Source organism: Neobacillus sp. DY30 (genome assembly GCF_030123065.1).
Taxonomy (GTDB): domain Bacteria; phylum Bacillota; class Bacilli; order Bacillales; family Cytobacillaceae; genus Neobacillus.
On the sequence record NZ_CP126093.1, the window covers coordinates 4,710,735 to 4,734,171 of the forward strand.

Annotated in this window: 19 protein-coding genes and 1 other annotated feature; of the genes, 3 read left to right on the forward strand and 16 right to left on the reverse strand. The window is 39.4% G+C overall.

The genetic code is table 11. The features are described 5' to 3' along the window. Window positions 1-3: 3 nt before the first annotated feature. From QNH29_RS23350 to QNH29_RS23370, 5 genes are all read right to left on the reverse strand, one after another. The gene (locus tag QNH29_RS23350; RefSeq protein ID WP_283861682.1) at window positions 4-414 is read right to left on the reverse strand and encodes a PilW family protein; all 411 of its coding nucleotides are present in this window, start codon (window positions 412-414) and stop codon (window positions 4-6) included. Further along, a complete protein-coding gene (locus QNH29_RS23355) occupies window positions 414-872 on the reverse strand; it encodes a type IV pilus modification PilV family protein (protein WP_283861683.1) in 459 nt (152 codons plus the stop codon). Before QNH29_RS23355 ends, QNH29_RS23350 begins: the two co-directional genes overlap by 1 nt. Window positions 873-1,060: 188 nt before the next feature. Beyond that, window positions 1,061-2,776 carry a sensor domain-containing diguanylate cyclase gene (locus QNH29_RS23360; protein WP_349654871.1) on the reverse strand — a complete coding sequence of 572 codons (1,716 nt, stop codon included), beginning with the start codon at window positions 2,774-2,776 and terminating at the stop codon, window positions 1,061-1,063. 71 nt (window positions 2,777-2,847) lie between these two features. Then, entirely contained in the window at window positions 2,848-4,170 is a 1,323-nt protein-coding gene (locus QNH29_RS23365) for a bifunctional folylpolyglutamate synthase/dihydrofolate synthase (protein WP_283861684.1), read from the reverse strand. Between the two features lie 74 nt (window positions 4,171-4,244). Continuing rightward, a complete protein-coding gene (locus QNH29_RS23370; protein ID WP_283861685.1) occupies window positions 4,245-6,890 on the reverse strand; it encodes a valine--tRNA ligase in 2,646 nt (881 codons plus the stop codon). Between the two features lie 69 nt (window positions 6,891-6,959). Continuing rightward, window positions 6,960-7,196: a binding site (T-box leader), on the reverse strand. Window positions 7,197-7,366: 170 nt separating this feature from the next. Here QNH29_RS23370 and QNH29_RS23375 point away from each other — a divergent pair. Next, a complete protein-coding gene (locus QNH29_RS23375) occupies window positions 7,367-7,564 on the forward strand; it encodes a hypothetical protein (RefSeq protein ID WP_283861686.1) in 198 nt (65 codons plus the stop codon). A gap of 17 nt (window positions 7,565-7,581) precedes the next feature. Here QNH29_RS23375 and ysxE read toward each other — a convergent pair whose 3' ends face one another. Next, entirely contained in the window at window positions 7,582-8,619 is a 1,038-nt protein-coding gene (gene ysxE, locus QNH29_RS23380; RefSeq protein WP_283861687.1) for a spore coat protein YsxE, read from the reverse strand. Window positions 8,620-8,704: 85 nt separating this feature from the next. Then, window positions 8,705-9,805: a stage VI sporulation protein D gene (gene spoVID / locus QNH29_RS23385; RefSeq protein WP_283861688.1), complete on the reverse strand. Its 1,101-nt coding sequence runs from the start codon at window positions 9,803-9,805 to the stop codon at window positions 8,705-8,707. 191 nt (window positions 9,806-9,996) lie between these two features. Between spoVID and QNH29_RS23390 the strand changes: the two genes are divergently transcribed. Continuing rightward, a protein-coding gene (locus tag QNH29_RS23390) for an IS3 family transposase (protein ID WP_283861689.1) occupies window positions 9,997-11,555 on the forward strand; the annotation gives its coding sequence in 2 pieces (ribosomal slippage) (window positions 9,997-10,639 and window positions 10,639-11,555; 1,560 coding nt in all). 67 nt (window positions 11,556-11,622) lie between these two features. On the opposite strand, the gene hemL is transcribed toward QNH29_RS23390, so the two are convergent. The 6 genes from hemL to hemA are packed head-to-tail and all read right to left on the reverse strand — an operon-like array spanning window position 11,623 to window position 17,850. Further along, on the reverse strand, window positions 11,623-12,909 hold the full coding sequence (gene hemL / locus QNH29_RS23395; protein ID WP_283861690.1) for a glutamate-1-semialdehyde 2,1-aminomutase: 1,287 nt from the start codon (window positions 12,907-12,909) through the stop codon (window positions 11,623-11,625). A gap of 26 nt (window positions 12,910-12,935) precedes the next feature. Beyond that, a complete protein-coding gene (gene hemB, locus QNH29_RS23400) occupies window positions 12,936-13,916 on the reverse strand; it encodes a porphobilinogen synthase (RefSeq protein ID WP_283861691.1) in 981 nt (326 codons plus the stop codon). 32 nt (window positions 13,917-13,948) lie between these two features. Next, entirely contained in the window at window positions 13,949-14,722 is a 774-nt protein-coding gene (locus QNH29_RS23405; RefSeq protein ID WP_283861692.1) for a uroporphyrinogen-III synthase, read from the reverse strand. After that, on the reverse strand, window positions 14,716-15,654 hold the full coding sequence (gene hemC / locus QNH29_RS23410; protein WP_283861693.1) for a hydroxymethylbilane synthase: 939 nt from the start codon (window positions 15,652-15,654) through the stop codon (window positions 14,716-14,718). Before hemC ends, QNH29_RS23405 begins: the two co-directional genes overlap by 7 nt. A 9-nt stretch (window positions 15,655-15,663) precedes the next feature. Next, window positions 15,664-16,497, reverse strand: coding sequence for a cytochrome C assembly family protein (locus QNH29_RS23415; RefSeq protein ID WP_283861694.1), 834 nt, complete (start codon window positions 16,495-16,497; stop codon window positions 15,664-15,666). 12 nt (window positions 16,498-16,509) lie between these two features. Further along, the gene (hemA, locus tag QNH29_RS23420; RefSeq protein WP_283861695.1) at window positions 16,510-17,850 is read right to left on the reverse strand and encodes a glutamyl-tRNA reductase; all 1,341 of its coding nucleotides are present in this window, start codon (window positions 17,848-17,850) and stop codon (window positions 16,510-16,512) included. A 232-nt stretch (window positions 17,851-18,082) separates the two neighbouring features. Between hemA and QNH29_RS23425 the strand changes: the two genes are divergently transcribed. Next, window positions 18,083-18,571, forward strand: a complete 489-nt coding sequence (locus tag QNH29_RS23425) for a LiaI-LiaF-like domain-containing protein (RefSeq protein ID WP_283861696.1) — start codon at window positions 18,083-18,085, stop codon at window positions 18,569-18,571. 30 nt (window positions 18,572-18,601) lie between these two features. Here QNH29_RS23425 and yihA read toward each other — a convergent pair whose 3' ends face one another. The 3 genes from yihA to lonB form a co-directional block, all read right to left on the reverse strand. Next, window positions 18,602-19,183, reverse strand: a complete 582-nt coding sequence (yihA, locus tag QNH29_RS23430) for a ribosome biogenesis GTP-binding protein YihA/YsxC (protein ID WP_283861697.1) — start codon at window positions 19,181-19,183, stop codon at window positions 18,602-18,604. Continuing rightward, window positions 19,180-21,507, reverse strand: coding sequence for an endopeptidase La (gene lon / locus QNH29_RS23435; RefSeq protein WP_283861698.1), 2,328 nt, complete (start codon window positions 21,505-21,507; stop codon window positions 19,180-19,182). Before lon ends, yihA begins: the two co-directional genes overlap by 4 nt. A gap of 209 nt (window positions 21,508-21,716) precedes the next feature. Further along, window positions 21,717-23,384 carry an ATP-dependent protease LonB gene (gene lonB, locus QNH29_RS23440; protein ID WP_283861699.1) on the reverse strand — a complete coding sequence of 556 codons (1,668 nt, stop codon included), beginning with the start codon at window positions 23,382-23,384 and terminating at the stop codon, window positions 21,717-21,719. Window positions 23,385-23,437 lie beyond the last annotated feature (53 nt).

Consider the following 23,437-nt stretch of genomic DNA (forward strand, 5'->3'; position numbering starts at 1 on the left):
CACCTAATCCCTTAGATATAATTTTGTTTGCGGGAGTTTTCCTATTTCTAATAATATTTGGTCGCCATTTCGTTTAACAGTAAATCTTTGAATATCTGAAATTAAAACATCCGTTTCTTTTTTTAATGAAGTTCCGTCTAGATAGTACCTAACATTATTTATTTTCAAGATGTTTTGATCATTTATAACCTCTACAGTAGCAGGATCTGCTTGTCTTATTGCTTTTGTTACCATATTCATCGCTAAACGATCATTGGATTGGTTCTGGATTTCTGCTTTTTGTGAATTCGTTTGCTTTGTACCGAAAAGATTCATAGAACCAGCAAGGAGGATAATAAGTGAAACAAGCGCAAGTGCCGCTAAAACCTCGATTAATGTAAATCCTCTTTCATTGGTTTTCAAATTATCACCCACTATTTTTTCCAAGGTATAAACATCTCCATTTGAGCCTCTTGCTTTGTTTTAGTAGAATCTTTATATACTTTTAATAAAACCTTACCAATTTCAGCAGAATGGGTACTTAATTTCACATCAACATAACGTTTATCTCCAGCTAGAGTTTTACCGTAGCAAAATGTAGAGGTAGAAGTAGTAGTGCACCCACCCCCTATATCATAATATCTTGTATAACTACCAGAGTTTATTAATTTTTGACCTAGCATAGAAATCGAGGTAGTGGATGTTGAGCCTTGGTTATAATTATTTATTTCTTCCATTTGTGTCTGAGCTACATATGTTGAATCCATCATTGTTTTTGATAGATTATTAGAACGGGCGGATTGCACAAAAAATGTTAGAAGTGACACTCCAATTATTGACAGTATAACAATGGAAGCAAGTACCTCAATTAATGTCAAACCTTTTTCATTCATGCTTCATCATCCTTTAGTGTTTTCTAACTTATGTCGTTTTTGTATTTTTTTGTATATTTTTGCTAGTATATATCATTTTCAGTTTAACAGCATGATATTTACTTTTCAATAGAAGAAGACATTGTAAAAAATAAAAAAAGGAGCCCATAAATGTTAGAAAATAACATTTATGAGCTCCTTTTGAGCTATTAACAGGATGAATATTCCGCAACCCGATTTCTCCCAGCCCGCTTCGCCCCTACATATAATGCTCTGTCCGCATGTCGTACCAAAGCAAACGGATCTTCCGCATCCTCAGGTGCTGTCGCAACTCCTATGGATGCTGTAATTTTCACCTGCTGCTTCTTTAGCTCTAATGATTGCTGTAAGATGAATGGCCAATTGGCGATAGATTGTCTAATCATTTCTGCAAGTTGATAGGCTTCTTCTTTGTCTGCCTCTGGGAGTAAAACAACAAATTCTTCCCCGCCGTAACGGGCAACGGTTCCCCTTGAACCGACTATATTACTTAATCTAGCTGCCAATTCACAAAGAATTTCATTTCCGCTCTGGTGCCCATATGTGTCATTGACCGATTTAAAATGGTCGATATCAAGAATGATTAATGATAACACTTTGCGTTCGAAATGAAATAGCTTATCGAATTCCTCCGTTAGAATTTTTTCGAAGTATCGATAATTATATAAATTTGTTAATGCACAGCGCTCGCTTTGTGTTTTCGTTACTTCATAATGCTTAGCATTTTCGATTGCGACTGCAAAATATGAGCACAGTATATCAACGATCATCAACTGAGACTTCTCATAAGCTCTTTTCTGCTTTGAAGCTAGCAATAAGACCCCAATAACCTTTTTATTTCTGACAATTGGTACGGCTAGTACACTTTCTGCATCATCAGGAAGATATCCTTTCGAATAGGGCTTCCAATCTTTTTTCGAGTGATACAAGCAGCCTTTTTGCTTTTTCCAGACATTTCCACTAATTCCCTGATTATTTTTGATTTTAGCATTCTCTATAGTAATTCCAGTCCCACACTGAATGCGGCGGACTAATTGAAGCTCGTCCTCACTGATAACATCAAAAATATAAGCATAGTCAACTGGAAGCATCTCACTAAGCTTTTGAATAAAAAGATCGATAACACCATCAACCTCAAGACGTTCAGCCATTTGATGACCAATTTCGGCAGCTTTTTGTAAATATTCATTGATTTTTTGACTTGAGTAGTACAGCTTAAAAATGATCGATAAACTGGCAAATGGCACCGCTACAATCAATAAAGCTAATAAACCTAACTGGTTATAAGACATATATAAAACAAAACCCAGTGGTAAAGTAATAAATGTAGTGATGGTTTCGACAATGAAATCCTTACCAAAGTAGGATTCCTTTCTTTTATAAATAAAGAATAAATAAAAGGAGATAATGACCTGATTTAAGAAGTAATTAACTAATGCGTAAATTGCGGCAAGCCATATAGCATTTGTGTCGTTTATTAGGCTGGGGCCAGTTTTTCCCCCTAACGAGTAGTACACCACACCACTCACCAAAGATACAAGGAAGAACATTATCAAATTTAATGGTATTCGGAAATATTGTTCCTTTCGAATGCGCAGCTTTAAGAGTAATAAAATAACAGCCGCCTGGGCAAAAACCATTTCAATGAACAAGCCAAAACTTAAAAATGTTGCTAGTGAGACCCACTGAATTAAAAAAATAGGAGTATTATTTATAACCATTGGCATAAATGCCACAACTGATGTTAACGTCAAAAAGGCTATTAAATCTAACCATTCTCCAGAAAAGTGAGGAGGAAATGTTTGAAAGGTAAACCACATTCCTGCTGGAACGAACAATAACCAGACAAGAAAGATTGCTTTTTTCATTCTTGGATGTACTGCCACTTCACTCCCCCTCCACTTACATTATTTTGAAATTGAGATATAACTAATATTATCAAAAATACTTTAGATTGTCATAGTGAAATGGTATTGTTTTTTAAAAATTCACTTAAATATAGCTTAACCTCAGAGATGAAATATAGCGATCCTGTAATGATTAGTACTGAATCCTGCTCTTGATTTTGGATGGATTTGGCAAGATAAGCTTGCCAATTTTCGCTGATACTTTTATGTTTCGAATTACTTAATGAAAACAAATCCATTGCTTCTGCTGCTCGTGGAAAATCAAACGATACAAATGTGATTTCATCTGCAACTTGATCCAATTGAGATATCATTTTATCTAACTTTTTATCCTTTAATGCAGCAAATATAATGTGGATATTATAGTTAGAATAACGATTTGAAAGTTCATGTGTCAGGGCCGAAATCCCCTCATCATTATGAGCGCCGTCGACGACAACTAGTGGACTTTTCGACAGGATTTCAAACCTGCCTGGCCAATATGCTTTCTTCAATCCTGTTTTTATTGCATTTTCAGAGATTGAAAATTCTTCGTGCTGATTGATATATTGTGATGCCATTACAGATAATGCCGCATTTTCTGTTTGATGCTGGCCAATCATATTGATTTCTAATTGTTCAAATACAAAATTAGCACTACTTAAAGTAAACATTTCACCAGTTTCTCGTGAACGATGTGCAGTAATTGAAAAATCTTGATTTAGGATAAAAATTGGAGCATGCTTGTTAGCAGCCTGTTCTTTTATTATCTTTAGGGCATTCTGATTCTTCACAGCAGTGAAAATAGGAATTTGTTCCTTTATAATGCCCGCTTTTTCAAATGCAATATCCTCATACGTATGTCCTAGAATATTCGTGTGATCCAGCCCGATGTTTGTTATCACAGAAGCTATTGGCTGAATAACATTAGTGGAATCAAATCTTCCGCCTAAGCCGACTTCATAAAGAACAATATCCACCTGATTTATGTTGGCAAAATAATAGAAAGACATTGCTGTGATGACTTCAAACTCGGTCGGTCCGCCAAGCTCTGTTTCTTCTAATTCGTCTGCAAGCGGAACAATAACATTGGTCAATTCTAGTATTTCTTTGTCACTAATTGGCTTGCCATTAACGGAAATTCGTTCATTAAATTGTTCGATATATGGTGAGGTAAAGGTACCAACCGAATACCCAGCTGCTTCGAGGATCGAACGCAAGAAGGTTACCGTCGAACCTTTTCCATTTGTACCGCCTATATGGACGGTTTTCATTTTCAATTCGGGGGACCCGAGTTTCTCCATCATCCATTCCATTCTGGCAAGTCCTGGTTTAATGCCGAGTCTTAATCTTCCATGAATCCATTCAAGGGCTTCGTTATAGGTTGTAAACATTTCTGGCACCCCAACTTTATGTTTTCTAAAAGAAGACGAATCCTTAATAAAGGACTCGTCTCATTTTCTTCTTATTATAAACCTTTTAGCTCATTTAAACGAGCCTCGACTAACGCTCTTTTTTCACGATAGTCTTTTTCTTTTGCCCGTTCTTCAGCAACAACACTTTCAGGCGCCTTTTTCATAAAGCCTTCATTGTTTAGTTTCTTTTCCACTCTTTCTACTTCTTTTGACAATTTATCGTATTCTTTAGTTAGCCGGGCAATTTCTTCTTCAATGTTAATCAATCCTTCTAATGGAAGAATGATTTCCAATCCGGTAATGACTGCCGTCATCGCCTTTTCCGGTGTTTCAAGGTCTGTACCCATTTGTAATTCTTCTGGGTTACAGAATTTTTCGATATAGCTGCGGTTCTTTTCAAGTGCCTTTAATACCGCGTCATCTTTCGCCTTAACAAGCATTTTTATTTTCTTGCTCATCGGCGTGTTCACTTCAGCACGGATATTTCGAACGGAACGAATCATTTCCATTAACATCTTCATTTCTTGGGCTGCTTGTTCATCACTATATGCTGGATTTACCTCCGGCCATTTTGCGGTCGTGATTGATTCTCCGCTATGTGGAAGGTTCTGCCAGATTTCCTCGGTAATGAATGGCATAAATGGATGTAACAAACGCATTGTCTGATCAAGAACATATGCAAGAATGGAACGAGTAGTTTTCTTTGCAGCTTCATCCTCACTATACAATGGAAGCTTTGCCATCTCAATATACCAATCACAGAAATCATCCCAGATAAAGTTGTATAGTGCACGGCCTGCTTCTCCGAATTCATAGCGCTCAGAAAGCTTTGTAACTGTTTCAATAGTTTCATTTAGCTGAGTAAGAATCCATTTATCAGCAACTGATTTTTCTCCACTAAAATCAATTTCTTCATAGGTCATGCCATCCATGTTCATTAAGGCAAAACGAGAAGCATTCCAAATTTTATTCGCGAAGTTCCAAGTGGACTCAACTTTTTCAAAGCTAAAGCGTAAATCCTGACCTGGCGAGCTTCCTGTTGATAGGAAATATCTAAGTGCATCGGCACCGTATTTATCGATAACATCCATTGGATCGACACCGTTACCAAGGGATTTACTCATTTTACGACCTTGTTCATCGCGAACTAAGCCATGGATGAGAACATCTTTAAATGGTCGTTCGCCTGTAAACTCAAGGCTTTGGAAAATCATCCGGGATACCCAGAAGAAAATGATATCATAACCCGTTACAAGTACATCAGTTGGGAAGAAACGCTTGAAGTCTTCTGCCTCTACATTTGGCCAGCCCATTGTGGAAAACGGCCATAGTGCAGAACTGAACCATGTATCCAATACGTCTTTATCCTGCTCCCAATTTTCACTATCGGCAGGGGCTTCGTGACCAACAAATACTTCACCTGTTTCCTTATGGTACCAAGCAGGAATTCGGTGACCCCACCAAAGCTGCCTAGAAATACACCAGTCGCGAATATTTTCCATCCAGTGCAGATAGGTTTTTTCAAAGCGGTCTGGAACAAAGTTAACTTTGTTTTCTTTACTTTGAAGTGCGATTGCCTCATCCGCAAGTGGCTGCATTTTAACAAACCATTGTGTTGACAGGTAAGGTTCAACTACTGCTCCGCTGCGCTCCGAATGACCAACGGAGTGCAAATGCTCTTCAATTTTGAAAAGAACGCCTTGTTCTTGAAGGTCTTTAACAATTTGCTTACGGCATTCAAAACGGTCCATACCTTTATACTTTCCAGCTCTGTCATTCATGGTGCCGTCTTCGTTCATAACAAGAACACGCTCAAGATTATGACGGTTGCCGATTTCAAAATCGTTCGGGTCATGTGCTGGAGTAATTTTAACAGCTCCGGAACCGAATTCCATATCAACATAATCATCGCCAACAATCTGAATTTCACGGCCAACAATAGGAAGAATAACGGTTTTACCGATTAGGTGCTTGTAGCGCTCATCTTCAGGATGAACGGCAACTGCTGTATCACCTAACATTGTTTCTGGGCGAGTGGTTGCCACTTCGATATGTCCTGAACCATCTGCTAATGGATATTTCATATGATAGAATGCACCTTGTACATCCTTGTAAATAACTTCAATATCGGATAAAGCGGTTTTTGTTGAAGGGTCCCAGTTTATAATGTATTCGCCGCGGTAAATAAGGCCTTTATTATATAAAGTTACAAATACTTCTCGTACTGCTGCCGATAATCCTTCATCAAGTGTAAAACGTTCACGGCTGTAATCTAATCCTAAACCAAGTTTTGCCCATTGCTGGCGGATATGGGAGGCGTATTCTTCCTTCCATTTCCATGTTTCCTCAACGAACTTTTCCCGTCCTAAATCATAACGGCTTTTGCCTTCACTGCGAAGTTTTTCTTCAACTTTTGCCTGCGTTGCGATACCAGCGTGGTCCATGCCTGGAAGCCAGAGAACATCATAGCCCTGCATCCGCTTCATCCGCGTAACGATATCTTGCAATGTTGTATCCCAAGCATGCCCTAAGTGCAGCTTTCCAGTAACGTTGGGCGGCGGGATTACAATCGTATAAGGCTGCTTGCCCTCATCATTCTGTGCTTCAAAAAACTTTCCTTTCAGCCACCACTCATAGCGGCCTTGCTCAATCGACTGTGGATCATACTTCGTCGGCATCGTAATTTCCTTTGTTTCCATTTGACCATCTCCTTTTTACTTTTTCTGTCTTTTAGTGAAAACTAAACAAACAAAAAACCCCATTCGTCATAAAAGGACGAATGGAGTTTGCTTCGCGGTACCACCTTTTTTCCAATCATAAAAAAACTAATTGGCACTTAAATGGATAACGGATTTGATCCGTCTTCAACTAGTGGGATACATGTATCCGTTCGCTGAAGAAGCTCAAGGGCGACCTTCCGAGTGTCTGCTTAGGAATCCTTTCAGCTAATGGTTCCCTCTCTTTAAGCAGGTTAACGTCGTACTCTTCCCTGTCTATGCTTTTACTTTTTAATTGATATAGTTATACTACCCAAAAAGTTATCTTGACGTCAATAATGATAACCAATTTTTTTATATTATATACGATTTTGTAAAAAACGTTAAGGAAATAGGAGAATTCACTATCAAGGAAGAATATACATAAAAGAAATGCCATTTTAGAGGGGAAGGAAGATATGAAACGGAGGAAATTTATCACCAAATACTCCTATACTCCTTGGTATCGAACCTGCAGGAGAGTATGTGAGCAGTTGATTTTGCCGTTTACGATTTTTCAATTAGTCCGAACACTTTTTATTCCCACTGTGTTCGATGTACTTTTGTTAGCCATATTTATTGCCATTGCTGTATCAATCTATTTTGAAATTGTTTAAGAGCCCAAAAAGCAAAGTTATTGCTGTTGGGCTCCTTCTTTTGCCTGCTTTTCTTGTTCCTCGAGTTCAGTCATCCTCATTACAACATACTCTGAATTCTTTAGGTGCCAGTATTTGCGTTGCAGCATTCGGACAAATTTCAGCTCATTTTTTGGCTGTTCTTTTTTATAATACCGTTCGACTACCTGGATGATCGGGATCGGATAAGCTAAATAACTAAAGAATAGTAGTTTTTCATCCACTTTGAATGGGAAAAATTTATAGTAATGGTAAATCCAATCCACCGCTTCATCATTTCGTGTTGGCTGGGTATTAAAGGAACGGGATAAGTATGGCAATAAATCATGAATCGGTGAGCCATAATGGGTATTTTCAAAGTTAATAAAATAACCGTACCCTCTGTCGTCATAAAGAAAATGCTCGGATGAGATTTTTCCATGTGCAATGACCATTCGTGCTTTTTCTGCTTCCTTTGTTTTTTCATACCATTCTTCGAATTTAGTTTTCGAAAAGCGAAGTGCCTGAGTGATTTCGTTATAGTATAAGCAAAATACCAATTCAAATGGTGACATATACGTCTTTTTTTCACATTCATCGATAAATCCATCCAGAAACTCCTGATTCTTATCGAGCACCTCAATCGTTTTTTCGTAATGCTCTGTCCGCTCCTCTTTATTCACACTGATTTCTTTAGCAGTAATCGTGTGAAGCCTTGCCAATTCACGAAAAAGCTGCTGGTGTTTCTGTGTACGATCTTCCTTTATTTCATTCGACATCCATGGCATTAAGTAGTATAAGGCTTTATCATGGAGAACTGCATATCTCCCGTCCATGGTTGGATAAATAGGGACAATTCGATTGTAGCCCTTTTGGTAAAGAAGATGGACATGACGAATAAAATCGGTTCCAGTTGCCGGGTCAATTTTCTTTAATGCAAATGTCCCTTTATTGGAATAGATTTTCTTAATATTGCCGTGTTCCTCAACATAATTAGGCTGTACTTGGTAGTTATTTAAAATTGGTATCAAGGAATCTACCTGATTTGTGTCCCGCATCGACATTCATCTGCCTTTCAGCCATAGCAAACTGCTTAAAAAGATGTGAGCAGGTTATAAACCCGCTCACCCTGTGTTAGGTTGACTATTTTTTTGCTAATGCAGCAGGAACATATAATACTTGACCCTCAAAGACATCTTGATTGAGCTCAAGATTATTGTAACGCAGCAAATTTGGGACCGATACATGATAACGATCGGCAATACCATCCAGCGTATCGCCCTTTTGAACAATGCAAACTTTTAATCTAGCTTGATCAGAGCTGTCTTCCTTGCGGGCAAAGAACTCCGTTAATGTCATTGTTTTCTTCTTCCCAGCCTTCTTTTTGGCTTGCTTTGGCGGCGCTTCTGGTGAAGACGAACTTTCCTCTAGGACTGGTTCTTTTGCTTCCACAGGCTCTTTAACCTCTTGTTCTGCAATTGGCTGGGCTGGAGCTTCCTCCACGATTTCTTCTATCTTTTGGATCTGCTCATTTGCTTCACTTCTTGCATGTTCATAAACAATAGGCTGCTCGGGCAGTTTAGGCTCTTCCTCTTCTTCAGGCTCTTCATACGTAAAGGTTGGAAACTTCGGAAAAGCTTCAATCTTTTCTTCTTCTGGCTGTTTCCTCGCTTCCGCTTCAAATAAGAACGTATCCTCAAATTGATTCTCTTCTTGTTCAGCTTCTTCTAGCTCTTCTTCTCTAGGAACTTCTACCTGATAGCGATGAAGAACTTCAAACTGTTCTTCTTCAACCGCTTCATCCTCTTGTTGTGTTGAATCATACAGGCCGCTGATGGTTAATTCTGCGGACAATTTAAGACAGCTGCGTTCCGGAATGGAATAATCAAATGACTCCACAATCACGTCAATATCGTAAATGCTTTGTATCCGATTATTCGGAATCGTGATATCGACAGGAAAACGGTGTGAGAACTCACAGATGCCTTCCTCTTGTGGATCCACTCTTTCTACATACTTTTGGTTAGGTACATACTCTTCCTCTTCCACTGTACTCTCTTCGTCATTTCTATATTCGCCTGTTAATTCCAGCGAACCACGTATGGTTACATATTGATCATTTTCCTGGATGGTGATATCCGGGTCTAGAGAAATCGACACAAGTTCAGTTACTTCCTGTCCTTTTCTAAACCACAAAGACTCCTCCAAGGAAAATCGCAGGCACGATTGATTCTCCTGAGACAAAGCGACTCCTCCTTTCGTTTCCTTTTAAGCAAAATCACTATGTCACTTACACTCTATGAACGAATGGTTTTAAATATGATAAAAAAGCCCTTTTATACACGAAAAAACACTCACCAATTTTGATATGCTCCCGGTAAGGTAGACAGATTAAAAAATAAAAATCTGTTTGCCTTAAAGGGTGAGTTTTTTTTATGTCAAAAAGAGTGCATTCTTTAGAGGATAAAATCAGGATAATAAAAGCATTAGAAGAAGGAAGTCATTCCATTTCCGAACTAGAATCTATATATAACGTCCATAAAGTCTCCATTTATGATTGGATATATAAATATAAAAAATACGGAGTTGATGGATTAAAAGAATCCTCTACCTGGAGGAGGTTTTCAAAGGAACTTAAGCAGGACGCAGTAAAGGACTATCTTAGCGGCGAATACTCCATTCGGGAGGTAACTAGAAAGTATGAAATTCCTAGTACTTCCACCCTTCGTTGTTGGATAAAGAAGTATAATAGTCATAGAGAATTAAAGGATACGTCAAAAGAAAGGACGAGCTCTATGACTAAAGGGAGAAAAACTACTTGGGATGAAAGGATTCAAATAGTACTTGATTGTCTAGGGAACGGAAAAGATTATCAAGTAACATCTGAGACCCATAATGTCTCTTATCAACAAGTGTACCAGTGGGTTAAGAAATATGAAGATGGCGGAGAAGAAGCACTCAAAGATAAAAGAGGAAGGAAGAAAGAAGAAGTAGAGCTGACCTCAGAAGAGAAAATGCAGCTTCAAATGAAAAAGTTAGAACGAGAAAATGAGCGGTTACGTGCGGAGAATTTATTCTTAAAAAAGTTAGAGGAGATCGAAAGGAGGCGAAAATAAGCCAAGTCCGATTTGAAGATAAGTACATTGCTATTCAGGAGCTTCATCAGGAAGAGAATTTGAGCATTCTTTTACTTTGTGAAATAGCCGGTATTTCACGCGCTGCTTACTATAAATGGCTTAATCGCATACCTACAGATCGAGAACTCCAGAATAGAAAGATTATAGAAGAAATGAAAGCTCTTCAAGAGAAAGTAGATGGAACTTTTGGTTATCGACAAATGACGTTACATATGAATCGGAAATTTGAAGAGGACATCAATCATAAAAGAATCTATCGATTAATGGGAATCGGAAATTTACGCTCGGTTATTCGGATAAAGAAGAAATATTCATACAAAAGTTCTACCCCTCAGCATGTGGCAGAAAATGTACTAAATCGCGATTTTACAGCAGAAAAGCCTAATGAAAAATGGGTTACGGATGTCACTGAACTTAAATATGGGGCAAAGAAGGCTTATTTAAGCGCCATTCGTGATTTATACGATGGATCGATTGTTAGCTATGTCCTCGGGCATTCCAATAATAATAAACTTGTATTCAAGACACTTGACCAAGCTACAGCACTTTTGAATGGAGAACGCCCTCTTATCCATAGTGATCGTGGATTTCAATATACCTCGAAAGGTTTTAAACGAAGAATAGATGCAGTAAAGATGAAGCAAAGTATGTCCCGAGTGGGCAGATGTATTGATAACGGACCAATGGAATCCTTTTGGGGAACACTTAAATGTGAGAAGTATTATAGGCGTAAGTATAATACATTTGAAGAACTAACTTTAGCGATAAATGAATACATACATTTTTATAATCACGATAGATATCAAAAACGACTAAACGGCCTTAGCCCTATTGAATATAGAGCTAAAGCCGCCTAAATCATTTTTATTATTTCCACTGTCTACTTGACGGGGGGCAGTTCATTTTAGGTGAGTGTAAAAGGTATTATTTAAGTTTTGAAAAAGCGATTTCTACTGCTTTGATTGTTTTTTCGATGTCTTCGTCGGTATGTTCTGTAGACAAGAACAATCCTTCAAATTGTGACGGCGGCAGGAATACTCCTTGTTCAGCCATTTCACGGTAGTACGCAGCAAAATAATCCAGGTTAGAACTTTTTGCTGTTTCATAGTTGATTACAGGTTCATTAGTGAAGAAGAACCCAATCATCGAACCGGCACGGTTGAAGGTAACGGGAATATCATATTTTTCAGCTGCTGCCGTAATCCCTTTTTCAAGTAAATCACCCAAGCGCTTGAATTCTTCGTAATGCTCAGGAGTTAATTGGCTTAATGTTTCATAGCCAGCTGTCATCGCAAGCGGATTTCCAGATAGTGTTCCCGCTTGATAAATTGGACCTGCTGGAGCAATTTGCTGCATGATTTCTGCCTTACCGCCATATGCGCCAACCGGCAGACCGCCGCCAATTACTTTTCCAAGGCAAGTGATATCTGGCATGATATTAAAATATCCTTGCGCACAATTATAGCCAACACGGAATCCCGTCATAACTTCATCAAAAATCAACAAGGCTCCGTTCTGGGAAGTGATCTCGCGAAGACCTTCTAAGAATCCAGGAAGCGGCGGCACAAGCCCCATATTACCCGCAACAGGTTCAACGATAATACAAGCAATATCATCACCGAATTGCTCAAAAGCGTAATTAACTCCTTCAAGGTCGTTATAAGCTACTGTAATCGTATTGCTGGCAACGCCCTCAGGAACACCTGGGCTGTCTGGTAATCCAAGCGTAGCGACACCGGAGCCAGCTTTAATTAACAAGGAATCACCATGTCCATGGTAACAGCCTTCAAATTTTAATATCTTATTACGGCCTGTATAGCCGCGTGCTAAGCGGAGCGCACTCATCGTCGCTTCTGTCCCGGATGAAACCATCCTTACTACTTCAATCGATGGTACCCGTTCAATGACAAGCTTAGCCAATTCATTTTCCATTACTGTCGGTGCACCATAGCTTGTACCAAGCTCAGCGACCTTTTTAATACCTTCAACCACTCTATCATTTGTATGCCCAAGGATCAGCGGTCCCCAAGATAAAACGTAATCGATATATTCGTTCCCATCAATATCATAGATTTTTGAACCTTTTCCTCTTTCCATGAAAATCGGATCCATATTTACAGATTTAAAAGCACGTACCGGGCTGTTAACACCGCCAGGCATTAAGTGTTGAGCTTCTTTAAATGCTTCTACTGATTTTGTATATGAGCGCATTATCTGTTCCTCATTTCAGTTTAAAATTATTTTTCTTCTTTTAACCAGCGGCATGCGTCTTTGGCAGCATACGTGATAATTAGGTCTGCACCTGCACGTTTAAAGGCAATTAACATTTCCATTACCGTTTGTCTCTCATCAATCCAGCCATTTGCAGCTGCAGCTTTAATCATGGAATATTCCCCGCTGACGTTATAAGCAACAACAGGAAGGTTAAAATTATTTTTAACATCGCGAACAATATCAAGATACGGCATACCTGGTTTTACGATTAAGAAATCAGCACCTTCAGCCACATCAGATTCGGCTTCCCTAAATGCCTCCATCCGGTTTGCAGGGTCCATCTGATAGGTTTTGCGGTCACCGAACTGTGGTGCGCCTTCTGCTGCCTCACGGAAAGGTCCGTAAAAAGCAGAAGCATATTTAACGGCATAAGACATGATTGGGGTATCTTTGAACCCAGCTTCATCTAAACCGGCACGAATTGCTGCTACGAAACCATCCATCATATTGGAAGGAGCAATAATATCTGCGCCCGCTTCGGCTTGGGCGATGGCTGTTTTTACAAGTAATTCAAGAGATTCATCGTTTAAGATTTTATCGCCTTCGACCATACCACAGTGCCCGTGGCTGGTATATTCACACAAGCATGTATCTGCAACCACAATGATTTCTGGATAATGTTCTTTAATCCAGCGAGTTGCCACTTGGATAATGCCGTGGTCATGGAATGCTTGAGTGCCGCACTCATCTTTTGTGGTAGGAATACCGAATAATAGAACAGACTTAATACCATGTGCAACGATATCATCCATTTCAGCTTTTAAGTTATCCATTGAAACTTGGAATACACCAGGCATAGAAGAAACTTCTCTGCGAATGTTTTCTCCTTCATAGATGAATAATGGATAGATGAAGTCATCTGGTGTTAGGTGGTTTTCTCTAACGAGTGCACGCATATTAGCACTTGTACGTAATCGGCGGTGACGTGAAAATTGAAGTTCCATTTATATTTACCCCCAAATTCTATTTTTGAATATCATTTTTCTAAAAATTGAATCGTGCTTTTAATCATTTCTTTAACGGTATATTCCTCTGGAGAAACGTGAACTGGCAGTCCATAAGCACGTAATCTCTTCTCTGTGACAGGACCGATGCAGCTTGTTACACATCTTTTTATATGGTTCTCGAGTTTATACGCCTTCACAACACTCATAAAGTGATCAACAGTCGAGGGACTCGTGAACATTAAGATATCAAGCTCATTGTCAAAAAGCATTTGAGCCAGCTTTTCAGTGCTCTCTTCCGGCATATATGTCTCATAGATAACGATTTCATTAACAAGTACACCATGATTACTAAGCGTAGTAGAAATATATTCCCTTGCGAGATTCCCCTTAGGAATCAGTACTTTTGAACCACTCGGTACAATAGGCAAGAACTCGTCCGTAAAAACTTCTGTCACATAGGCAGAGGGTACAAATTCTGCTTTAAATCCTTTTTCCTGCAATACTTCTTCCGTTTTCTTGCCGATTACGGCAATCCTCGGAAAGGAGGAATGATCTTTCTTTTGATAAAAAGAAAAGAACGTTTCGACAGTGACATTGCTAGTAAATACAATCCAGTCATATGTATTAATTTCAGCCAGAACACGTTTCAGCTGTTCTGTAAGTTGAATTGGACGAAATGCAATAAGAGGGATTTCAATTGAAATCCCTCCATACTTTTCGACAAGTTGTGAAAAGGATTTTGCCTGGCCCACTCCACGCGGGACCAAGACCTTTTTGTCTTTCAAACCTAATGGTTTTAGCATTGACCTTCGAGCTCCCGTTTAACCTTCTCAATCAGGTCCTTAGCTCCTTTTTCTATTAATAGGTCAGCAGCGGCGATACCAAGCTCTTCAGCGTTTGTTCCTCTAAGTTCCTCTTTAAAAATTTCTTGACCTTCAGGAGAACCTACTAAAACATTTAGAACAATTTCATCATTATCAGCAATTTGGGCAAAACCAGCAATCGGAACCTGACAGCCGCCTTCCATTTTATGAAGGAAAGCACGTTCTGCTTTAACAGCTTTTTCTGTTTTTTTACAAGTGAATTTTTCAAATAATTCAAGAAGTTCTTGATCAACTTCACGGCACTCAATTGACAATGCACCTTGACCAACTGCCGGAACACAAACATCTGCATCGATAAACTCGGTGATGGTTTCTTTTGCCCAGCCAAGTCGGGAGAGACCTGCTGCAGCTAGGATAATAGCATCATATTCTTCATCTTGGAGCTTTTGTAATCTCGTATCAACATTTCCGCGGATCCATTTAATTTCTAAATCAGGTCGCTTCGCTAAAAGCTGAGCGCTGCGGCGAAGGCTGCTCGTACCGATGATTGCACCAGGTTTTAAGTCCATTAATTTAATATGGTCTCTTGAAATCAATGCATCGCGATGGTCTTCACGGAAAGGAATACAGCCAATTGTAAGACCGTCAGGAAGAATCGCAGGCATATCTTTCATACTATGTACAGCCATATCAATTTCTTTATCCAACATGGCTTGTTCAATTTCCTTAACAAACAAACCTTTTCCGCCTACCTTTGATAGGGTTACATCTTGAATTTTGTCCCCTTTTGTGACAATTTCTTTTACTTCAAATTCAAAGTTGCCGCCAAGCTTTTTAAGCTGTTCTATCACCCAGTTTGTTTGAGTAAGAGCCAATTTGCTGCGTCTTGAACCTACGATAATTTTTCTCATGAGTGCCTCCTATGAGTACCAAAAATGAAATGATGATAATTGACCAAATAAAAAAAAGTTAATTAATACAATTAAAAATGAACCGACGTTCCAAAAGGCTAATTGTCTGCCTGACATATCTTTAACAATACGGAGATACAAATAGATACTGTATCCGGTTAATAAAATAAATGAACCAATGACTTTCATATCATACCACGGCATCCCTGGAACCTTTAAAATGGCCCATTGTAATCCCAGAATCAGGCTTAATAACAGCATCGGAACTCCAATAACTACTAAAATATAAGAGGATCGTTCCAGCTTGCTTAAATCTGCGATTCTCAAAAGTCTGGCTCCCCACTTTTTCCTCTTCAACAAATCATACTGAATCAGATAAAGGAGCGAAAGGACAAATGACAGTGAGAAAGCTCCGTACGATAGGATTGCCATTGTGATATGGATAAGCAAGAGTTCAGACATAAGCTGATTGCTAATGACGTGTGAGTCATATTGAATCGGGGCAAATGTATGAATAGCAATAACAATAAAACCTAATATATTTGTAAAGAAAACGATAAAATCGACTTTTAGCAGCCGATTGATTCCCAGCGAAAGCGTTACTAGTACCCATGCATAAAAATATAAACCTTCAAAGATCGTTAACACTGGAAATCTTCCTGTTTTGACCATATAAGAAGTTAAAAATACAGTTTGTAATATCCATACAAACGCAAGTAACCAGAAGGCTATACGGTTGGCCTTCCGGTTATGGTTGAGAAAATCGAAAAAATATAACAACACACTGAAGGCATATAGGACTACTGTCAATTCGTGCAGCCGCGTCATATGGAAGTCAAACATATTCAGTACCTCTTATGACTGAAAAGAAGCCTGCGGTACTTGAATTACTGCATTATTCGTTTCGGCTGCTTTCGTTTGTTTTTCTACAAGCTCTTCAATATTAAATATTTTTATAAATAAATCCAATGCCTCTTCAGCGTCTGGACGAGCAGCCAATTCTTTTGCTTGTAAGATAGGGTCTTTTAATAGCTGGTTGATAATGCTCTTTGTATGTTTATTTAAAACCTTTCTGTCTCTGTCCGATAAATGAGGCAGCTTGCGCTCAATGCTGACCATGGTTTCGGCTTGAATAGCGACAGCCTTGTCCCTTAGCGCCGAGATAACTGGTACTACTCCCAGCAATCCAAGCCATTGCTTAAAATCAACAATTTCCTTTTCAATCATCAACATAATCACTTGTGCAGCTTTCTTACGCTCCTGCAGGTTCGCCTCAACAATTCCTTCTAAATCATCGATATCATATAAAAATACACTTTCAAGTTCTGCAATTCTCGGATCTAAGTCGCGGGGAACAGCGATATCAACCATAAATAATGGTTTGCCCTTTCGCTTTTTCTCCACTTTTTCCATCATTGATTTTGTAATGACGAAATCCTTCGCTCCTGTTGAACTAATTAGGATATCCGCATCAGCCAATGACTTTTGCAGTTCATCTATTGTTTTGGCCTCACCGGCGAAACGGTTAGCCAGCAATTTAGCCTTTTCAAACGTTCGATTAATCACGGTAACTTTTCTGACACCATTGCCGTGTAAGTTTTGTGCCGCCAGCTCACCCATTTTACCAGCACCAAAAATTAGAACATGCTTATTCTCAAGTGAACCAAAGATTTTCTTAGCTAGTTCAACGGCAGCATAGCTGACTGAGACCGCATTGGCACCGATGTCTGTTTCAGCATGGCCGCGCTTCGCAAGTGTAATCGCCTGTTTAAATAACTGATTAAAGACGGTACCTGTCGTACCTAATTCTTGAGCTAGCATGAAGCTGGTACGAACCTGCCCTAATATTTGTGTTTCACCTAAGACCATTGAGTGAAGACCGCATGCCACTTTGAATAAATGTTCAATCGCTCCGTCTTCTTCGTATACAAATAGGAAAGGTGAAAACTCAGATTGTTCAATTCCGAACCACTCAGATAAAAACTCTTTAATATAATAGCGTCCTGTATGCAGCTGATCCACAACCGCATAAATCTCCGTACGATTACAAGTAGATACAATGATATTTTCAAGGATGCTTTTTTTAGTATTTAATTTCTTTATCGCATCCCCAAGGTCGGCTTCATTAAATGTCAACCGCTCACGAATTTCCACAGGGGCAGTTTTATAGTTTAGACCGATCACTACAATATGCATTTTTTAGAACACCCCCAATAAGTAATACAAAAACTACTAATACATTATTAACTAGTCTGATTATAACACGGGGTTTTTTAACTTTTACCCCGTAAATGTGAACAGAATAAGAAAGAATATGTTAGTATATATAGGAAAAAAGGTTAATTAAAAAAATAAATATATCATCATTATGTACAGTAACAAAAAAATAGACTAGATTCAAGTAAACCTTTCTGGAAGTGGTGTTAAAATGAAGAATCAGCGCATTTTCCCTGGAATTATTCTGATAGGCTTTGGAGCCTTTCTATTCTTACAGCAATCTGGATTTACTGCTCTACAAACATTGTATTCGTGGCCGTCCCTTCTTATTATTATCGGCATTGCATTTTTAGGTCAGGGTTATTCGGCTAATGATCATGAAGCAATCCTGCCAGGTGTCATCATCGCAGGTTTTGGTTTTCATTACCATCTAGCCGGTAAAATCTTAATCTGGCCTAACAACACCATTGGCATGCTTGTGTTGTTTATATCCATCGGCTACTTTCTACGTTTTCAAAAAACAAATAATGGACTATTTCAAGCGTTTCTCTTTTTAGTATTGGCATTATTGTTATTATTTTACGACAAAGTTGCAGAATATCTTGGATTTCTTCAAAACGGACTAAGTATTGCTTGGAAGTTTTGGCCAGCCATTATCATTCTAATCGGAGTCTACTTCCTTTTTAAGAGAAAAAAATAAACGTCAGGCGAAATTGCCTGACGTTTCATTTTACATATAACTCTGTAAAGCGGACCACGCTTTATCTTTTCCTTCACCCGTTTCGGATGAGAAAAGAATGATTTGGTCATTTTCTTCTAAATCGAGTGTTTCCTTGGTAACTTTTAAATGTTTCTGCCATTTCCCTCTTGGGATTTTATCCGCCTTTGTGGCAATGATGACACAAGGTATATCATAATGCTTTAAGAAATCATACATCATGACATCATCCTGTGTTGGCGGGTGTCGTAAGTCCACGATCAAAACCGCTGCTCTTAATTGCTCACGGGAAGTAAAGTACGTTTCAATCATTCTTCCCCATGCAGCACGCTCAGTCTTCGACACTTTCGCATATCCATAACCAGGAACATCCACAAAATGAAGGATTTCATTGATTAAATAAAAGTTTAACGTTTGGGTTTTACCCGGCTTTGACGAGATTCTCGCAAGCCCTTTTCGGTTTAGCATTTTATTGATAAAAGATGACTTCCCCACATTCGAACGGCCAGCTAATGCAAATTCTGGCAGATCTGTTTCGGGGTATTGCTCTGGCCTGACGGCACTGATGACGATATCGGAACTAACTACTTTCATTGTAATCCACCTTCTACTAGTGCATGCCGAAGAACTTCATCGACATGTGAAACAAGAACAAACTCTATTTCACTTCTAACACTTTCTGGAATATCATCAATATCCATTTCATTATCCTTAGGGAGAATGACTTTGGTTAATCCTGCACGATGAGCACTGAGTGTTTTTTCCTTTAAGCCGCCAATCGGAAGCACCCGGCCTCTTAGTGTAATCTCACCTGTCATTCCTACTTCACGGCGAATAGCTTTGCCTGTCAGTGCAGATACAAGTGCCGTTGCCATGGTAATACCAGCAGACGGACCGTCTTTTGGTACCGCACCTTCTGGAACATGAATGTGAACATCATATTTTTCGTGAAAATCTTCTTCAATGCCAAGTTCCCCGGCTTTCGAACGAATATAACTAAAGGCTGCCTGCGCTGATTCTTTCATGACATCCCCTAGTTTTCCGGTTAACACCAGTTTTCCTTTACCTGGCGATAAAGACACTTCGATTTGCAATGTATCTCCGCCAACAGTCGTATAAGCTAGACCGGTCGCAACTCCCACCTGGTCCTCTGTTTCCGCTTGACCGTAACGGAACTTAGGCTTGCCAAGGAATTCCTCAACATTTTTCTCTGTAACAACCACACGTTTTTTCTCCCCTGAGACAACGATCTTAGCGGTCTTACGGCAGATGGTTGCCATTTGTCGTTCCAGGCTCCGGACCCCTGCTTCACGGGTATAGTATCGAACTACCTTCAGAATCGCGTCATCACGTACCTGAAGAATTCCTTTCGTTAATCCATTTTCTTTAATCTGTTTTGGCAGCAGATGGTCTCTGGTAATATGAACTTTTTCAATTTCTGTATAACCAGCGATCGTAATAATTTCCATTCTGTCTAAAAGTGGACCTGGAATGGTGGACAAATTGTTAGCAGTCGCAATAAACATGACTTTTGATAGGTCATACGTTTCTTCAATATAATGATCGCTAAAATTATGGTTTTGTTCCGGATCCAATACCTCAAGCATGGCTGAAGAAGGATCACCACGGAAGTCACTGGACATTTTATCAATCTCGTCTAATAAAAAGACCGGATTAATGGTACCTGCCTTTTTCATTCCCTGAATAATCCGTCCTGGCATTGCCCCTACATAAGTCCTACGATGACCGCGAATTTCAGATTCATCGCGAACACCGCCAAGTGAAATTCGGACAAAATTACGGTTTAATGATGTGGCAATGGAGCGTGCCAAGCTTGTTTTACCTACTCCGGGAGGTCCAGCAAGACAAAGAATGGGGCCTTTTAACGAATTAGTCAGCTTCTGAACAGCTAAAAACTCCAAAACACGTTCCTTTACCTTTTCTAGACCAAAATGGTCCTGATTGAGGATTTTTTCAGCACGAAGAATATCAATATCATCATCCGTCCTCTTCGTCCACGGAACCGTAATCAGCCATTCAATATAATTACGAATAACGGCACTTTCTGCTGAGCTTGATGGCACTTTTTCATAGCGGTCAAGTTCTTTTAAAGCGGTTTGCTGAACATGCTCAGGCATGCCTGCGTTTTTAATTTTTTCCGTTAATTCAGCGATTTCACCAGTTTTGCCTTCTTTATCGCCCAGTTCCTTCTGAATCGCCTTCATTTGTTCGCGCAGGTAATATTCCTTTTGCGTTCTCTCCATTGATCGCTTTACACGCTGGCCGATCTTTTTCTCAAGATTGAGTACTTCTTTTTCATTTTGAATGGTATTAATCACCAAATTCATTCGTTGCTTTACATCAATGGTTTCAAGGATTTCTTGTTTATCCTTCAGTTTGATTGGCAGATGTGAAGCAATGATATCTGCCATTCTCCCCGGTTCTTCAATATCCACCACTGAAGCATAGGTTTCTGCTGAGATTTTTTTGGACAGCTTTATGTATTGCTCAAAATATTCAAGCATTGTTCTCATCAATGCCTGGTCTTCTACATCCTTTGTTACAGTTTCTTCGTATGTCTCAATGCCGACAGAATAATAATCATCTTCATCATGGAATGACTGTATTTTTGCTCTGTTTAGTCCCTCAACCAATACTCGAATGGTTCCATTTGGAAGCTTAAGCATTTGTTTAACTTTCGTCAATGTACCAATCTGGTATAAATCCTCTTCGGATGGATCGTCTATTGCAATGTCCTTTTGTGTTGTTAAAAAAATTAAATGGTCATCTACCATCGCTTTTTCAAGGGCTTCAACTGATCTTTCACGGCCAACATCTAAATGCAGGACCATTGTCGGATATACTAGCAACCCTCGAAGCGGCAGGAGGGGGACGATCAATTCTCTCTCTTTCGCCATTCACTTGCACCTCCACATGCATAAATCAATCTTCCCTGCTGACATTTACAGCAGAAATCGTCTTTGTACAATTCTATCTCATTTGCAAATATGTGTCTAATAATAAGAAAGCCACAATATCTGCTTGTCAATATATATTTTAATTTTCCCAAGTTAGCACATTTTCTTTCATTAAAAACACTTCGGTCAAACAACCGAAGTGTTTTGCGTTAAATGGATTCTTTTTTTGACAGTTCGACGGAAGCTGGTATAACTTGATTATGTGCCAGATTATTGACAAGTGCGATGTCAAAGACTTCACTCAAATGGGTAACCGGAACAATTCGGATTCCCTTAATCTCATTTAATATCGATTGCATATTTTCTTCAGGGATAATAACGGTTGTGGCGCCAGCTTTTAGAGCAGCCTTTACCTTAGGATATACGCCGCCGATTGGCTTTACATTCCCATGAATGCTTATTTCTCCCGTCATTGCCACTTTATTATCAATCGGCACTTTGTAAATGGCTGAATAAATTCCGGTAGCCATTGCAATCCCTGCAGACGGACCATCAATTGGAACCCCGCCTGGGAAATTAACATGAATATCGTAATCACCTGCTGGAACACCCATTGACCGCAGGACGGTAATCACATTTTCAATCGAACCCCGCGCCATACTTTTTCTGCGGATTGATTTCCCTTGTCCGCCAATGCTTTCTTCATCGACAATTCCTGTAATATTAATGGAACCTTTATCCTTGGCAGGGATGACAGTTACTTCGATTTCCAGCAGTGCCCCTGTGTTCGGACCATAAACAGCCAGCCCATTTACAAGACCCACCCGTGAATCGTCATTAATCTTTCTTTCCATTCTTGGTGACAGCTGACTAGAATGGGCAACCCATTCTAAATCTTCGTCTTTAATAAATTTGCGTTCATCGGTGATCGCCAGCCCTGCAGAAATTTGAATCATATTAACAGCTTCGCGCCCATTTCTCGCATATGTAGATAAAATCTCTAATCCGGTTTCACTAATGTCTAATTTTACTTTGTCAGCTGCTTTTTGCCCCACTAGGATAATTTCCTCTTGGGTTAAGTCTCTGAAAAAAACTTCCATACAGCGTGACCGAATCGCAGGCGGTATCTCACTTGGAGTTCGTGTTGTCGCACCAATTAAACGGAAATCCGCCGGCAGTCCATTTTTAAAAATATCATGGATATGTGTGGGTATTTGTGTGTTTTCCTCATGATAATAGGCACTCTCAAGAAATACTTTACGGTCCTCGAGCACCTTTAAAAGCTTGTTCATTTGAATCGGATGCAGCTCACCAATCTCATCAATAAAAAGGACTCCGCCATGAGCATTGGTAACAGCTCCTTGTTTTGGCTGCGGAATACCCGCTTGTCCCATTGCTCCCGCACCTTGATAAATCGGATCATGAACGGATCCAATCAGCGGGTCGGCAATCCCTCTTTCATCAAACCGAGCTGTCGTTGCATCTAATTCAATGAATACAGAGTTTTGTTTAAATGGAGATTTTTGATTTTTTTTCGCTTCTTCTAAAACTAATCGTGCCGCAGCTGTTTTCCCAACCCCAGGCGGTCCATAAATAATCACATGTTGTGGATTGGGTCCGCATAGTGCTGCTTTTAATGACTTTATCCCATCTTCTTGCCCAACAATGTCCTGGAAGCTAGTCGGACGTACTTTTTCAGCTAATGGTTCTGTTAATGAAATCGATCTCATCTTTCGAAGCTGTTCCATTTCCTTACGGGATTCCCGATCAATGGAAACCTTTTGTGTCCGTTGGTTCCTTAACAAATTCCAGAAATACAGCCCAATGATAATTCCAAAAAACAGCTGTATAAATAAGGCAATCCCCGTCCAACTCATAATTTTCCCTCCTGCTACAGTAAACTTAAGTAAGTATTTAAAGTATTTCCTGC

Bases quoted from the DNA above. Each gene is read 5' to 3' on its own strand.
- QNH29_RS23425 (WP_283861696.1), top strand. From the start codon at position 18,083: ATGAAGAATCAGCGCATTTTCCCTGGAATTATTCTGATAGGCTTTGGA.
- QNH29_RS23415 (WP_283861694.1), bottom strand. From the start codon at position 16,497: ATGTTTGACTTCCATATGACGCGGCTGCACGAATTGACAGTAGTCCTA.
- QNH29_RS23365 (WP_283861684.1), bottom strand. From the start codon at position 4,170: ATGTTTACAACCTATAACGAAGCCCTTGAATGGATTCATGGAAGATTA.
- QNH29_RS23370 (WP_283861685.1), bottom strand. From the start codon at position 6,890: ATGGAAACAAAGGAAATTACGATGCCGACGAAGTATGATCCACAGTCG.
- lon (WP_283861698.1), bottom strand. From the start codon at position 21,507: ATGGCGAAAGAGAGAGAATTGATCGTCCCCCTCCTGCCGCTTCGAGGG.
- QNH29_RS23405 (WP_283861692.1), bottom strand. From the start codon at position 14,722: ATGCTAAAACCATTAGGTTTGAAAGACAAAAAGGTCTTGGTCCCGCGT.
- QNH29_RS23375 (WP_283861686.1), top strand. From the start codon at position 7,367: ATGAAACGGAGGAAATTTATCACCAAATACTCCTATACTCCTTGGTAT.
- ysxE (WP_283861687.1), bottom strand. From the start codon at position 8,619: ATGCGGGACACAAATCAGGTAGATTCCTTGATACCAATTTTAAATAAC.
- hemC (WP_283861693.1), bottom strand. From the start codon at position 15,654: ATGAGAAAAATTATCGTAGGTTCAAGACGCAGCAAATTGGCTCTTACT.
- lonB (WP_283861699.1), bottom strand. From the start codon at position 23,384: ATGAGTTGGACGGGGATTGCCTTATTTATACAGCTGTTTTTTGGAATT.
- hemB (WP_283861691.1), bottom strand. From the start codon at position 13,916: ATGGAACTTCAATTTTCACGTCACCGCCGATTACGTACAAGTGCTAAT.
- hemL (WP_283861690.1), bottom strand. From the start codon at position 12,909: ATGCGCTCATATACAAAATCAGTAGAAGCATTTAAAGAAGCTCAACAC.
- QNH29_RS23355 (WP_283861683.1), bottom strand. From the start codon at position 872: ATGAATGAAAAAGGTTTGACATTAATTGAGGTACTTGCTTCCATTGTT.
- yihA (WP_283861697.1), bottom strand. From the start codon at position 19,183: ATGAAAGTAGTTAGTTCCGATATCGTCATCAGTGCCGTCAGGCCAGAG.
- hemA (WP_283861695.1), bottom strand. From the start codon at position 17,850: ATGCATATTGTAGTGATCGGTCTAAACTATAAAACTGCCCCTGTGGAA.